Origin of the sequence: Larkinella fluvii, assembly GCF_051857545.1 — a bacterium.
In the GTDB taxonomy this organism is placed as follows: domain Bacteria; phylum Bacteroidota; class Bacteroidia; order Cytophagales; family Spirosomataceae; genus Larkinella.
In genome coordinates, this window is record NZ_JBPZHB010000019.1 from 87,347 (window position 1) to 102,289 (window position 14,943).

The 14,943-nt window shown below is 56.2% G+C and carries 8 protein-coding genes; all 8 read right to left on the reverse strand.

Annotated features, from left to right (window positions below):
* Nucleotides 1-47: 47 nt before the first annotated feature.
* The gene (locus tag ACS5NO_RS31950) at nucleotides 48-887 is read right to left on the reverse strand and encodes a phage tail-like protein (protein WP_439418862.1); all 840 of its coding nucleotides are present in this window, start codon (nucleotides 885-887) and stop codon (nucleotides 48-50) included.
* Between the two features lie 156 nt (nucleotides 888-1,043).
* Nucleotides 1,044-5,351 carry a hypothetical protein gene (locus ACS5NO_RS31955; RefSeq protein ID WP_439418863.1) on the reverse strand — a complete coding sequence of 1,436 codons (4,308 nt, stop codon included), beginning with the start codon at nucleotides 5,349-5,351 and terminating at the stop codon, nucleotides 1,044-1,046.
* Between the two features lie 66 nt (nucleotides 5,352-5,417).
* Complete coding sequence (locus tag ACS5NO_RS31960; protein WP_439418864.1) at nucleotides 5,418-7,787, reverse strand: hypothetical protein; 2,370 nt, start codon at nucleotides 7,785-7,787, stop codon at nucleotides 5,418-5,420.
* Between the two features lie 477 nt (nucleotides 7,788-8,264).
* Complete coding sequence (locus tag ACS5NO_RS31965; RefSeq protein WP_439418865.1) at nucleotides 8,265-8,459, reverse strand: hypothetical protein; 195 nt, start codon at nucleotides 8,457-8,459, stop codon at nucleotides 8,265-8,267.
* Between the two features lie 265 nt (nucleotides 8,460-8,724).
* The gene (locus ACS5NO_RS31970) at nucleotides 8,725-9,453 is read right to left on the reverse strand and encodes a hypothetical protein (protein ID WP_439418866.1); all 729 of its coding nucleotides are present in this window, start codon (nucleotides 9,451-9,453) and stop codon (nucleotides 8,725-8,727) included.
* 30 nt (nucleotides 9,454-9,483) lie between these two features.
* Nucleotides 9,484-11,592 (reverse strand): hypothetical protein, encoded by a 2,109-nt coding sequence (locus tag ACS5NO_RS31975; protein WP_439418867.1) that lies wholly within the window; start codon nucleotides 11,590-11,592, stop codon nucleotides 9,484-9,486.
* Between the two features lie 284 nt (nucleotides 11,593-11,876).
* Nucleotides 11,877-12,542, reverse strand: coding sequence for a hypothetical protein (locus ACS5NO_RS31980; protein ID WP_439418868.1), 666 nt, complete (start codon nucleotides 12,540-12,542; stop codon nucleotides 11,877-11,879).
* A 30-nt stretch (nucleotides 12,543-12,572) separates the two neighbouring features.
* Nucleotides 12,573-14,693, reverse strand: a complete 2,121-nt coding sequence (locus tag ACS5NO_RS31985; RefSeq protein ID WP_439418869.1) for a hypothetical protein — start codon at nucleotides 14,691-14,693, stop codon at nucleotides 12,573-12,575.
* Nucleotides 14,694-14,943: the final 250 nt, after the last annotated feature.

Here is a 14,943-nt window from a genome sequence, read left to right on the forward strand (position 1 = left end):
TATCCTGAACTTGTGCCAGCGGCTTATAAAAACCGCCCATAGAGTCATTATTGGCTAACTGAAACGATTAGTTTATTTTCAGTATAGGTTACATCTCCACAACCAGGTACAATTTGGTCACCAAAAGCAATTTTTGCCGGGGCACCAGTATTGACCCAAGGGGCGAAGTAGACTCTTACTGTGTAGTTACTTCTTACAGGAAGATTTTTCAGCACAGCCTTGCTGAGGGTGGAGCTGCCTCCGCAACCAGTACCAGTATGAGTGATAAAATTCGCGCCAACTCGCTGAAACACTCCAGGAGTAGTTACATCGACATAAATAACTATATTAAAAAATACGGTAGTCGTATTATTTGCCAATATGTAAGTAGTAGCCAGATCGATCACTACATCATTTGTATTATTGGTAATGCCAAACGACCCTGTATGGTTGAGGTAGGTCGCACAAGGTAAAACAGAAGGGGCTGTATACACATTACAAGTACCTGATATCGTAGGGAAATCTATTACACCCCCTACACTTTGTTCAAATGATGTTATTACTGTATTCCTTTGCGCCGGTGCCAACGCCACCCAACCCGTCCCATCCCAATAATACTCTCCGATTTTAGCCGCCAATGTCGGATAGCTGGTATTCGTCGAGGTAATGGAAGCATTCGTGTTGTAGACGTGCATCCCCGCTGCCGGGGTTCCCGCCAAGCCCCAGGTGGTCGTGGTGGTCAGGCTGATGCGGGGCATCAACAGGCCCTTGTTGGTGCTTTCCATCTCGATCAGCGAACCGGGGTTGATGGTAGTTGGGTTATCGCCCACTTTCATCTGAGCTTGAGCCACCAACGTGCTGGCTAAAAAGGCGATCATCGCGAGCGTATGCTTGATAGAGGTTTTCATTGCGGTCTTGTTAAAAAGCGGTTATTGATGGTTATTTTTTTAGAGAGTAGAAGCGAGACAAGAGAGGAAAGACGATGAACGGCCTGTTGATGGTTCGGTTTTTTGTTTTCCTTCTCCTTTCTATTGTCTCTTGTCTATCTTGTCTTTACTAAAAACTTAATTATTCACCGTGATCTGCGACGTGATGGGGGCACTGGTGCACCCATTCTGCGTCGCGGTAAAGGTGTAGAGGTACGTTCCGACGGGCAACACCTGGTTGATCGTTACGCTGCCCGTTCCGGTGCCGGTGCTGGCCGGTGGATCGGGCGTGGCGGGTGTGCGGGTCCAGTTGAGGGTTGCCGTGGGCGGGAAAGCCGTAGCCACAATATTTGTTTGTTCTAACAAGCATATAATTGCATTTCTGGGAATGACCTGCAGGGCCGGAGCCGGGTTGATGGTAAGGGTAACCACTTCGGTGTCGGAGCAATTCCCGGCCTGGGCCGTAACGATGTAGGTAATCGTTTGGGGTACGCCATTGAGGTTGCTGATACCGGCAAAATTGATGGTTGTTCCTGTTCCACTTTGTCCCAGATTGTTGATCCACGTTACGGTGGCTCCACCGTCGCCCGCCACCGCGAGTGTGGTGCTTTGGCCGGAGCAGATCGTCAGACCGGAGCCCGTACTAATACTTAGACTGGGTTGGGTCGCAATGGTCACAGTTGTCGACGAACTTGCTGTACATCCGGCTGCATTGGTGGCCGTTACGCTGTAGACGCCACTGGCTGCGGTGGTGGTGGTGGGGATGGTCGGGTTCTGCAACGCGCTGACAAAACCGTTCGGCCCGCTCCAGGCGTAGGTCGTAAACCCGCTCGTGGCCGACAGCGACAGGGTGCTGGCACTACACAACGGGCTGTTGCTCGTCGCCATCACGGTCGGGGCCGTTGGGCTGTTGATGGTGGCCGACAGCGCGGTCGTACAGGTCGGGTCGCCTACGGCCTGAACCACAACGGTATAGCTTCCCGGTGCCAGGTTGGCGATGGTGAATGGACTCGTGCCGAGGGGCTGAGCCGCTCCGCCGTTTACGCTATACTGGTAGGTCTGCGAACCGGTGTAGGTGACCAGAATGGAACCGCTGTTGGGTGATAAACAACTCGTAACCGAGGTCGGCACGGCGGTGGCGACGAGGTCGCAGCAGTTGTTGACCAGGATCGTACAGGTGATGGTGGTGGACGACGGACACGAAGCCGGGGCCGGACTGACGCCCCACACTTTGTAGGTAAAATTTCCGGCGGTGGCAAACAAACTGCTGATGTTGCCCGTGCCGGTGGCCCCGTCTTCGACCCGCAGCCAGTTGATGGTGCTGCCGGGAATGCTGCTGACAAAGGTGATGGCCCCGGTTTGGCCGATACAAATGGTTTGCGAACAGATCGAGGGCGTAATGATGGGAACGGGATCGACCTGCACCGTGGTGACGGCGGACAGGCTGGGGCAGCCGAAGGTTCCCGTGACGATGGCGGTATAGGTATAGCTCACTGGCGTGGTGCCGGTGGCGGTCGGAAAATCGAGGACGTTGCCCAAACCGGTTTGCCCGCCCGGCATCCGGGTCCACTGGGTTTGCGCGCCCACCGGCGAGGTGGTGTAGTTGATGGCAACCTGATTGCCCGAACAGATGGTGGTGGAGGTCAGGCTGGGAACCGGAGCAGCCGGCGGTGCCGGGTCGGTCAGGGTGATGGGGCCCAGCGTGTTGGACCCCGTCGTACAGGTCAGATTGGTTACCTTGATGTTGGTGTAGGTTCCGGCACCCAGGTTCGGAATAACCAAACAGCCCGTCGCATCAGCGGTTAACCCACCGAGGGCGGTTTGTGCGACATTATCTTTTTCGTAGGTGACGGAATGCCCTGTGCTGTTGGCTGGTAAGCCGCAGATTTTGATGCTGCCATTGGCTACGGAACAAAATGTAGGGTTGGTGTTGTTTGCCGACACATTGGTAATTGTCGGACAGCTCTGCACCGTTACGGGAACGGTACAGGTGGAGTTGACACCCGTCAAACTACAAGAGCCAGAAACCTGGGGCGACGTCAGGGTGAGGGTTCGAACACCGGCGACACCGCTGCCGTCGTACACCACCGGAATGGTCATCGACGTTTGTCCCGCCGTGAGCGTGATGATTACGGGAGCGGGGTTGGTGGTAAAACCGGTTCCGGTAACGGTGACGGCCACCGATCCTGCCACTGAAACAGAGATCGGAATGGTGAGTGTTCCGGTTTGTCCGGTTACGCCATTGGCCAGAAAAACCCCGGAAGCTGTGGCCCCGGCCGAGCAATTGAACGTAAACCGGGCGGCTGGTTGCGCACAACCAAAAGCCGTCTGAGCCAATCCATAGGTAGAGGTGGTTCCACCCGATAGCGCAAAGCCGGTCGGCACAAAATTGGCCCCTACTCCCACCGTATTCGGACTATTGATAACCCCCAGTGTTCCCAGTCCGTAACTGGCGACGTACATTTTCCCGTCGGGTCCGCGTACTACCTGACCGCCCAGACCTGCCGCATTACCCAGATCCACTTTGGTAGCGAATACCTGAGCCCCTGAAGTTTTGCCAGCGATGGTAAACTGAAATAGTTTTTGAAACGAATTCAAACCCGACACGTAAATCAAATTCCCGTCGGGCGAAAAATCCCCCCCGTACGCAGCCTGTTGTGGGTCGTTATAGTCCATACTCCAGAGCAGGTTTACCTGCCCCGTTGTGGCATTGAAATCGAATAAGTCAATAGTCGTGTGCCAGCCCAGCGTCGCATCGAACCCATTGCTGCTTACAAGCATCATCTTGGTACCATCGGGTGATAAACGCAAAACCCGCGAACTGGTAGGACTGGCGATATAGCTGGATGTCACCCGGACTCCGGTATAACCATTCGCATCGAATTGATACGCTAACACCTGGTTATTGTTATTGGTAGCAGCAAATACCCAGAACTTGGTGGGGTCACTGCTGGGGACGGCAATCATGGCTTCACTGAATATCTGTGAATCGATTTGAATATTTTTCTGAGTAACCGATTTGGAACACATATCGACTACCGAATACGTCAGATTGCCCAATAGCGGATTTTGCTCCAGTGCAAAATTATTGGCAATGATAAAATACTTGTCCGGATTGCCGGGCGATTGGTACGCTACATTTCCCTGGGTCATGGAAGGGTGCTGCAAAAGCCCCGTGCCGTTGGTCATAATCGCGCCGGTGGCATCATATACATTGGAAGTAAGTACACTGGGATTTGTGTTGTAGTCGAGTGGCGCTCCAACATAAAACAACAATTCTCCTGCACTGTTGGTAGCAACGGCTGAACCTTCGGCGGCCTGCAGGGAAGTAACAAACGACGTAGGGGCATTGAGGGAAGCCCCAAAGTCGATTCCGGCGTTCAGCCCAAATGCCCAATACCGCTGCTGAGCGAGCTGCTGGGCGGGCGTACAGGACGGGGGCGCACTGCCATTGCAGACATTCAAAGCCGCATTGTTCGCCAAACTGTACGTACCGGTATAGCTGGCCGTCGTTACTTTGCCCGTCGTGCTGACAGTCGGAACACCCGTACCAAAAACGCCCCCATCCCCGCCGTCGGCCGTAGGAAGGCCGTAGTATTCGTTGGCATCACTACAGGCGTCATTGTCGCTGTCCAGATCCAGGTGATTGGCGAAGGTATCGCCATCGGCATCCGCCGTGGGTGAGCAGGTGGTTTTGGGGTAATTCTGGGCGTCAAAACTCGCAGAAACCGATAAGGTTAGTTCGAAAATCGACGTATAGCCAATGGTACCGGCTACCCCCTGAACGCGGTATTGCTGGTATTTTACATTTGGCTGGAAGGTATTGTCGATGGTGATGGTTACGTTGGGAACTCCGCCCGGGTAGGACTGCGGATTGGATAGGTTGACCCAGGTAGAGCCATCAAACCCCTGGAGAACCATCGTCGACGTTACCGCCGTTGAGAAGGTATTACCGGCATACAGCAGGTTAAGCGAGCTTATAGCAACCGGTACTGTGGGAGTTACCTGAAAGATCGTTACGCCTGCTATGGCATTCGAAGTCGTAGCAAATGAGGAGACTCCATTGCCCACCACGCCGTCAATGGCATTGGAGAGCGGCTGGCCCGCAAATTCGGCAATCCCCGAAGTAATCGACACAATGCGGGTGGCTTCTGCTGCGGTGTAAAAACAGCCCGGCGACTCCACGGTGTCCAGAATACCGTCGTTGTCATCGTCCAGATCGACGGAGTTGATCACGCCATCGCCGTCGAAGTCGGCACCGGGTGCCGTCCCTCCTACCTGGGCGGATGCGCTCCCGAGAAACAGTCCTACGGCCAGGAAAGTCAGCCAGAGTGCTTTCATACGCTGCGCCATTCGCAGCGGTAATCCGGGCAGGTTGACGGCCTTTGGGTATCGAGCAGGCCACTCCGGTAACCCACTTTCCAGGCAATATAAAAGTTGTTTCATCTTCATTGCTTGCTAAGAATTTCAAAAACTCGGGTATCGAAACGGATCAGCCGTCTCAAAGTCGTCTTAATTATTCACCGTCAACGGCACCGTGACGGGCGAACTCGTGCAACCGCCCTGCGTGGCTGTGAACGTGAACGTGTAACTTCCCGGCGGCAACACCTGGTTGACGGTCAGGCTTCCCGTGCCGGTTCCCGTTGCCGGGGGCGGATTGGGGAGAGCCGGACTCCGGACCCAGTCGAGGGTGGCCGTGCTGGGGAAAGCCGTCGCGACGATGTTGGTTTGTTCCAGATCGCAAATGATGGCCTGCTGCGGGTTGACCTGCACCACCGGTGCCGGATTGATGGTCAGCACCACGGTTTCGGTGTCGGAACAAGGCCCGGCGTTGGCCGAAACGATGTAGGTAACCGATTGGGGTTGCCCCACCAGGTTCAGCAAACCGCCAAAGTTGATGGTGGTGCCGGTGCCGGTTTGGCCCAGGCTGTTGATCCAGGTGACGGTGGCCCCGCCATCACCGGCGACGGCGAGCGTGGTGCTTTGCCCCGAACAGATCGTCAGTCCCGTTCCCGCCGTGACGGTCAGGTTGGGTTGGGTCGCCACGATCACCGTGGTCGAGGCCGTCACCGTACACCCGGCGGCTGTGGTGGCCGAGACCGAGTAGGCTCCACTGATGACGGTGGTTGAAATCGGAAGAACCGGGTTCTGCTGCGTACTGCTAAACCCGTTGGGGCCGCTCCAGGTGTAGGTGGCAAAACCGCTGGTGGCAAAGAGCGTCAGGGTGTTTCCGGTACAGACCGGGCTGTTGCTGCTGGCGGTCAGGTTGGGAACAACCGGGCCACTGACCGTGGCACTGACAACCGTCGAACAGGTAGGATCGCCCACGGCCTGAATGGCAATGCTGTAGGTATTGGCCGCTAAGTTACTGATTGTAAACGGACTGGTGCCGAGGGCCTGAAACGCTCCGCCGTTGAGGCTATACTGGTAGGTCTGCGAACCGATGTAGGTCAGGACCACAGCCCCGCTGTTGGGCGTGACGCAACTCGTAACCGCCGTCGGGGTAGCTGTCGCGACCAGGTCGCAGCAGTTGTCGACCACAATCGTGCAGGTAATGGTGGTGGACGACGGACACGAAGCCGGAGCCGGGGATTCGGCCCAGACCTGATAGGTATAGGTCAGCGACGTGGGACCGGTATTGATCAGCGACTGGCTGATGTCGCCCGTGCCGCTCGATGGTGCCGGAGAGGTTGGTGTCCGCACCCAGTGAATGGTGGAACCGGGAATGGTGGTGGTGAAGGTAATGGCACCGGTTTGGCCCGAACAGATCGTTTGCGAACAGAACGAGGGCGTCACGATGGGAACGGGATTGACCAGAACCGTGGTGACGGCGGTCAGGCTGGGGCAACCGAAGGACGTGACCGCAGCGGTGTAGGTATAGGTGGTGGGGGTGCTGCCGGTGGCGGTCGGAAAGTCGACCACGTTGCCCAGGCTCGTCAGGTTGCCCGGCATCCGGGTCCAGATCGTTTGTCCGCCCGTTGGGGTGGTGGTGTAGTTGATGGCGACCTGATTGCCCGAACAAATGGTCTGGCTGGTGAGGTCGGCGATGATGTTGGTGGTGGGGCATGAACCCGCCAGCGTGTAAACCGTGAAGGAACCCGGCACCACGGTGGCGTTGGTGGTGATGGAACCCGCCGTGATCTGAGGCCCCAGGCCCGTGAACGCACTCGCGCTGGTGGTCAGCGTCAGGGAAGCCGGATCGACCGTCGACGGAATGGCCACCCACTTCGTGCCGTCCCAGCCCACAATGGTCAGGTTGTTCAGGTTGTCACCCACCATCGAAGCGATGGGCGTGTTGGCATCCCAGGTGAGGGTGATGCGCGCGGGCGTGGTGCCGTCGATGTCCCAGTATTCGACGTTGTCGACCACGCCGACGGTGGCGGCTTTGGACGTCGTGGGGAATGCGGGGCCTCCTCCCGGCAGAATACCGTAGGTCCCGCCTTTCAGGTCGCTGGTCATCGCTGAACCCGGATCGACGCCGTAGTAGGCCGCCGTGGTGGGGGCGGCCGCCGAGGAAGCCGACACCGCGGCCGGGCGGTATTTGTTGTTATCGCCGATGGGGAACGTAAACGGGCCAGAATTGTAGGTCCGCACGTAGCCATCCATAAAGGCGGTATTGCTCGCGTTGATCCAGCTACCGGCCGGGTTTACGAAGCTATAGACCCCGATGACGGGCAACCGCTCCGACCCCACGATCCCGGCGTTGATGGTGCCGCTGCCGGTGACGAAATCGTGTTGTCCCAAAATCCCCATCTCCATCCCGGTGTGGACGTAGGTGCTGCCAAAACTGCCGGATTGTGCCCGTGCGCCCTGGCTTATGACGGTTAGCACAAACAGCCAGAGAACTTCCCATCGGTGCTTTTTCGTAAAATTCCCCATCATCTGATTGCGCGTTAAATGCGTTGTATATGAACTGGTTAATGACTTTATTTTTATTTCGCCGGGTTTGTGCCGATGGCGGCTTTGCCCCGATTCCGGCTTTGCCCCGTTCCCTTAAAGGGGACTTGGACACAGAGCGGGAGTAATTAGCGTCGTCCAAAGCATTGTCCAAGTCCCCTTTAGGGGAACGGGGCGAAACCGACGAACGGGGCAAAAGCGACGGCCTTTCTTATTTGCTTTGACAAGCAATTTTAAAATCAAATATTACTCCCACTCCATCAACACCTGCCAACAGGTCAGGCAGCCTGTCGGTGTCGGATTACTTCAATCTCGGCTCCCCGGTCGATGGCTTCATTCATTCAAGTCATCCAGACGATCCCGAACCGTTTCATCGCTAATGGAATCTTGCTCAGATTTATCATAAATGGCTAACAGGAAAAAGATTTAAGATCCCGTTCAAAATCAGCAGTAACTTCGACCTTATAACTCATTAAGCAGTTCTCTGGCTGATTTCAACTTTATTTTCCCCTCCACGTGCAACTGCGCCTGGCGATAGCCCCGTTCAATGGCGTCCAGAATTTCTTCGTTCGTTGGCGAAACATCTTCTGTCTGAGCGTCACCCTCGTTTTCAATTCGTATCTGCGCCTTTAACGACTTAGCCAGTTCCAGAAACAATTGCCGCTTCGGCGGTCCGATTATACCGGGCGTCCGTTTCGATGATCAGTACCATGTCGAATCCAGTTAGTTAGTGCTTACCAAATTTACACAAAATCGGCAGTTTCTGTTCATCGACAGGTTTTGGGTGCCTAAAGCTCCATTCTTTTGCCGATCGATACATGAGAGTTGCAAGATGTCCTACTCGATTTGCAATTTGTAACATGCCCAAATCACTATTCGAACCATTAAAATTTACAAACCCACAGGAACCAAAAAATCAATCTTACATTTTCAAGGCTATTATAGGACCAATATTACTTATATGACCGTAACGGGGTATTCCCCAATATTTAGGCTTGATTACGGTATTATCAGCGTTAACGATTACCAACTGAGTAACTTTCGCTGCTACCTGAGAAAAGTTAATTACAGGAATTACGTGTGGGCCATCGGGTTGTCCTGTCGTTCCCCACAGATAAGATGGAAATGTCGCACTACCTGATTCGGTAATAAATTCAAAATATATATACTGTGGTAAAGTATTAGCCAATGTTGAAAAGTTAGTAGGATCAGGATATAAAGGTGTGCTCGTTGTTGAGGGTTGCAAGTAATCGAATTGAGCATAATAAAATAAGGTGTATACTCCCTTATTTAGGGTCAAAGGGGAATTAGCTATATATTCTGTAACCGTTGGCGGATTTATGTAAGCTCCTAAAGGTGGGCTACTAAGACCAGTGATAACCGTAGTTGAATAAGGGAGTTGCCAACTCGCTCCCCCCACGGCATCCGACGTTAATATTTTCCCCGTTCCTTCCGTCCCATCCTGAATCGTCAACTGCCCGGTGGTTTTATCGACTTTCACCTTGCGGTTGGGCGTGGAGGCTTCCACTTCCAAATTGGAGGTGGGGGCAGCAACGGTGGGGTTGGTCCCGATTTTCACCTGAGCCTGGGCCACCAACGTACTGGTAAACAGGGCAATAATAGCGAGGGTATGTTTGATTGCGGTTTTCATGGATATGCGTTGTAAAGAGTTGTTTAAAAATCAATTCTGCACCACTACCTGCGACGTGACCGGGGCACTCGTGCAACCGTTCTGCGTTGCGGTGAATGAATAGTCATACGTACCGACGGGCAGGACTTCATTCACGGTTACGCTGCCCGTTCCGGTGCCGGTGGCCGGGGCCGGTATTGCCGGGGTGCGCATCCAGTTGATCGTTGCGGTGGCCGGGAAAGCCGTTGCCGTCACGGTCGTCATTTCCAGCGCGCAGACCACCGCCTGTTTGGGCACCACCTGCAGGGCCGGAACCGGGTTGATGGTGAGCGTCACCACCTTGCTGTCGGAACAGTTCCCGGCACTCGCCGTCACCACATACGTGATCGTCTGGGGAGGACCGCTGATGTTGTTGATCCCCGCAAAGTTGATCGTGGTTCCGGTGCCGCTTTGTCCCAGGCTGTTCACCCAGGTCACTGCCGCCCCGCCGTCGCCCGACACCGTCAGGGTGGTGGCCTGGCCCGAACAGATCGTCAGACCCGAACCGGCTGTAATACTTAGACTGGGTTGCGTCGCAATGGTCACAGTTGTGGAGGCCAAACCGGTACAACTAATGCCGTCGGATACCGTCACGGAATAGACGCCACTGGCTGCGGTGGTGGTGTTGGGGATGGTCGGGTTTTGCATCGTGCTGACAAAACCGTTGGGGCCACTCCAGGCGTAGGTGGCAAAACCGCTCGTGGCCGACAGCGACAGCGTACTGGCACTACAGAGCGGGCTGTTGCTCGTGGCCGCCACAATGGGGTTACAGCAATTGTCGACGACAATCACGCAGGTGATGGTGGTGGAAGACGGACAGGACGAAGGGGCCGGACTGACGCCCCAGACCTTGAACGTAATGGTCTGCGAGGTGGGGCCGGTGTTGGTCAGGGCCTGGCTGATGTCGCCCGTACCGGTTTGGTTGTTATCGACCCGCAGCCAGTTGATGGTGCTGCCGGGAATGCTGCTGAGGAAGGTGATGGCCCCCGTTTGCCCCGAACAGATCGTTTGCGAACAGATGGAGGGCGTAATGATGGGAACCGGGTTGACCGTCACCACGGTGACCGCCGTCAGACTCGGACAGCCGAACGTGCCGGTGACCACGGCGGAGTAGGTGTAGCTGACCGGCGTGGTGCCGGTGGCGGTCGGGTAATCCAGCACGTTGCCCAGTTGAACGAGGTTGCCCGGCATCCGGGTCCACTGGATTTGGGAACCGGCGGGGGTGGTGGTGTAGTTGATGGCCACCAGTTCGCCCGAACAGATCGTCGTGGAGGTGATGTCGGGCACAATGGTGGTGGGCGGACAGGCCCCCGCGAGCGTGTAAACCGTGAACGATCCCGGCACCACGGTGGCGTTGGTGGTGATGGAACCCGCCGAAACCTGCGGGGCAAGGCCCGTGAAGGCACTCGCGCTGGTGTTCTGGAGCAGCGAAGCCGCATCGACCGTCGACGGAATGGCCACCCACTGGGTGCCGTCCCAGCCAACGATGGTGAGGTTGTTCAGGTTACCGCCCACCATCGAAGCGATGGGCGTGTTGGCATCCCAGGTGAGGGTGATGCGCGCGGGCGTGGTGCCGTCGATGTCCCAGTATTCGACGTTGTCGACCGTGCCGACGGTGACGTCTTTGGATGTCGTGGGAAAAGCGGGGCCTCCGCCCGGCAAAACGCCATAGGTGCCGCCTTTCAGGTCGCTGGTCATCGCTGAACCCGGATCGACGCCGTAATAGGCCGCCGTCGTGGGTGCCGCGAAGGAGGACGCCGAAACCGCGGCCGGGCGGTATTTGTTGTTGTCGCCGATGGGGAACGTGAAAGCCGCGGTATTGTACGTTCGCACATAGCCATCGACAAAAGCCGTATTGGTCGCGTTGATCCAGGAGGCACTGGCCCCCAAAAAGCTGTACAGCCCAATGACGGGTTGCCGCTCGGAGCCAATGATGCCGGCGCTGATGGTGCCGCTGCCGTTCATGAAGTCATGTTGGCCCAGAATAACCGTCTCGATTCCGGTATGGGCATATGAACTGCCCACACTACTCGATTGAGCGTGTACCAACTGGCTGATGACGGCAAGCACGAGCATCCGGAGAACGGCCCATCGGTGCTTATTCGTAAATTTCCCCATCATTTGATTGCGCGTTAAATGCGTTGTATATGAACTGGTTAATGGCTTTATTCTTTTCAAGATTTTGCCGATGCCGTCGTAGCACAGAGCACCATCAATTGATTGCCAAAGCAATTGAAAGCTATGCTTTTTATTCTCACTCAATCAACAATCAGATAGCCTTTTGATGCCGCATCATCTCCACTCCGGTTCCCCGGTTGATGGCTTCGGTTTCTGTTCATGCACCGTTTCCGGATGCTTAAGGCTTCTTACCGGCTCAATGCCACACGCGACCGGTAACGGGGCCATTATATTTTAGATACCAGTACACTAGGCATCCAGACCGGGTTTGTTCCAGATGTGCCCGTTTTCCAATCGGCAGCACCTGTAGGATGCGAAGGAAATAATCGAATTGTCAATACGTCACCAACACTACAATTCGAAGCCACCATATTCAGGGTGAATGAGAAAGCAAAATTGTTGGTTCCGGCAACGTAGTACTCAATCTCATCAACCCGTACGCCATTCTTGTATAAGATATAGTAAGCACTACTCATTCCGCTGGAAAACGCCGTTGAAACACCCCACCATCGGATCGATACCAAATAATTTCCGGCGAGCGTTATATTAAGTGGAGCGTCCAATATCAAGGTTGTTTCAACCCCATTCGGAAAGATCTGAGCCACACTAGACTTAATCTTTCCGCCTGCCAGTGTATTGGATTGCCAGCTTCCTCCCCCATTGGCGTCAGAGGTAAACACTTTGCCTGCTCCTTCGGTCCCATCCTTAATCGTCACCTGCCCGGTGGTTTTATCGACTGTTACCTTGCGGTTGGGCGTGGAGGCTTCCACTTCCAGGTTGGCGTTGGGGTTGGTTACTGTCGGATTGGAACCGATTTTCATTTGGGCTTCTGCCACGACCGTACTGGCGAAGAGAGCAAGAACGACGAGGGTATGTTTGAGGGCGGTTTTCATGGCTATAAATTGTAAAGAGTTGTTTAAGAATCAATTCTGCACCGTTACCTGCGACGTGGCCGGGGTACTGGTGCAACCGTTCTGCGTTGCGGTGAAGGTGTAGGTGTAGGTGCCGACCGGCAAGGTTTCGTTCACCGTCGCACTGCCCGTTCCCGTGCCACTGGCCGGAGCCGGAATCGCCGGGGTCCGTGTCCAGTTGATCGTCGCCGTGGCGGGTAAGGCCGTTCCGGTTACGGTCGTCATTTCCAGCGCACAAACCACCGCCTGAACGGGAATCACCTGAATGACCGGGGCCGGGTTGATGGTGAGCGTCACGATTTTGCTGTCGGAGCAATTGCCGGCACTCGCCGTCACCACATACGTGATCGTTTCGGGGGTGGCGTTGGTGTTGCCAATTCCGGCGAAGAAAATCGAGGTGCTGGTGCCGCTCTGTCCCAGGCTGTTCACCCAGGTCACCGTGGCCCCGCCGTCACCCGCTACGGCCAGCGTGGTGCTTTGGCCGGAGCAGATCGTCAGACCCGAACCGGCGGTAATGCTGAGACTGGGTTGCGTCGCAATGGTCACCGTGGTGGACGCCAAACCCGTACAACTGATGCCGTCGGATACCGTCACGGAATAGACGCCACTGGTTGCGGTGGTGGTGTTGGGAATGGTCGGGTTCTGCATCGTGCTGACAAAACCATTGGGGCCGCTCCAGGCGTAGGTGGCAAAACCGCTCGTGGCCGACAGCGACAAGGTGCTGGCACTACAGAGCGGGCTGTTGCTCGTGGCCGCGACCACCGGGTTGCAGCAGTTTTCCACGACAATCACGCAGGTAATGGTGTTTGAACTGGGGCAACTCGCAACCGAAGCCGGGTATTCCGCCCAGATCTGGTAGGTATACGTCAGGGAGGTCGGGCCGGTATTGGTCAGCGACTGGGCGATGTTGCCCGTGCCACTCGAGGGTGCGGGTGTGGTGGGCGTTCGGACCCAGTTGATGACGCCCCCCGGAATGCTGGTGACGAAGGTGATGGCCCCGGTTTCGCCCGAGCAGATCGTTTGCGAACATTGCGAGGGCGTCAGGATCGGTTGCGGATTGACGGTCACGACCGTGGTGGCTACATTGCTGGTGCAACCAAACGCACTGGTCACAACGGCGGTGTAAGTATAGCTGACCGGAGCGGTTCCGGGTGCGGTGGGGTAATCGATGACATTGCCGAGGTTGGTCAGGTTGCCCGGCATCCGGGTCCACTGCACGGTTTGGGCCGCAGGCGTGGTGGTGTAGTTGATGGCAACTTCGCCCCCCGAGCAAGTGGTCAGGGAGGTGATGCTGGCCGTCACACTGGTGGGCGGGCAAATGCCCGCGAGGGTGTAGACGATGAAGGAACCCGGCACCACGGTGGCGTTGGTGGTGATGGAACCCGCCGAAACCTGCGGGGCAAGGCCCGTGAAGGCACTCGCGCTGGTAGTCAGGGTCAGGGAGGCCGGATCGACCGTCGAGGGAATCGCCACCCACTTCGCGCCGTCCCAGCCGACGATGGTCAGGTTGTTGAGGGTGGTGCCGACCATCGCGTTGATGGGCGTGGTGGCATCCCAGGTGAGGGTGATGCGCGCGGGCGTGGTGCCGTCGATGTCCCAGTATTCGACGTTGTCGACCACGCCGACGCCCGGGGCTTTGGTGGTGGAGGGAAAAGCGGGGCCTCCGCCGGGCAGAATGCCGTAGTTCCCGCCCATCAGGTTGCTGGTGGTGGCCATCCCCGGATCGACGCCGTAGTAGGCGGCTGTGGTCGGGGCGGCTGCCGACGAGGTCGAAACCGCAGCCGGGCGGTAGCGGTTGTTGTCGCCGATGGGAAAGGTAAAGGGCGTGGTGTTGTAGGTCCGCACGTAACCGTCCATAAAGGCGGTATTGCTCGCGTTGATCCAGGTGCCGTTGGGGTTGACGAAGCTGTACATCCCGATGATGGGGTTGCGCTCGGACCCCACGATCCCGGCGTTGATGGTGCCACTGCCGGTGACAAAATTATGCTGCTCATAGATCGCCATTTCGGCGGTGGTATGGGCAAACGTGCTGCCAAAACTCCCCGATTGCGCGTGCAGGTGCTGGCTTATGACGGCAAGCACCAGTGTCCAGAGAACGCCCCATCTGTGCTTTTTCGTAAAATTCCCCATCATCGACTTGTGAGTTAAAAACTTTTAATATGAACTGGTTACAGACTGTGTACTTTTATTTGGGGCTTTTGCCGCTGCGATGCATTTGCCCCGCCGTCGCTTTGCCCATCCCCTTTGCTCCTAAATCGCTTTTGCCCCTCCGACGCTTTGCCCCTACATCCGTATCGACGGCCCGGCCCTAAAGGGGACTTGGACAATGCTTAGGACGAAGCTTATTACTCCCGCTCGGTGTCCAAGTCCCCTTTAGGGCCGG

Excerpts from the sequence above, each read along its gene's own strand:
- ACS5NO_RS31950 (WP_439418862.1), bottom strand. The coding sequence starts at position 887 with ATGAAAACCTCTATCAAGCATACGCTCGCGATGATCGCCTTTTTAGCC.
- ACS5NO_RS31955 (WP_439418863.1), bottom strand. The coding sequence starts at position 5,351 with ATGAAACAACTTTTATATTGCCTGGAAAGTGGGTTACCGGAGTGGCCT.
- ACS5NO_RS31960 (WP_439418864.1), bottom strand. The coding sequence starts at position 7,787 with ATGATGGGGAATTTTACGAAAAAGCACCGATGGGAAGTTCTCTGGCTG.
- ACS5NO_RS31970 (WP_439418866.1), bottom strand. The coding sequence starts at position 9,453 with ATGAAAACCGCAATCAAACATACCCTCGCTATTATTGCCCTGTTTACC.
- ACS5NO_RS31975 (WP_439418867.1), bottom strand. The coding sequence starts at position 11,592 with ATGATGGGGAAATTTACGAATAAGCACCGATGGGCCGTTCTCCGGATG.
- ACS5NO_RS31980 (WP_439418868.1), bottom strand. The coding sequence starts at position 12,542 with ATGAAAACCGCCCTCAAACATACCCTCGTCGTTCTTGCTCTCTTCGCC.
- ACS5NO_RS31985 (WP_439418869.1), bottom strand. The coding sequence starts at position 14,693 with ATGATGGGGAATTTTACGAAAAAGCACAGATGGGGCGTTCTCTGGACA.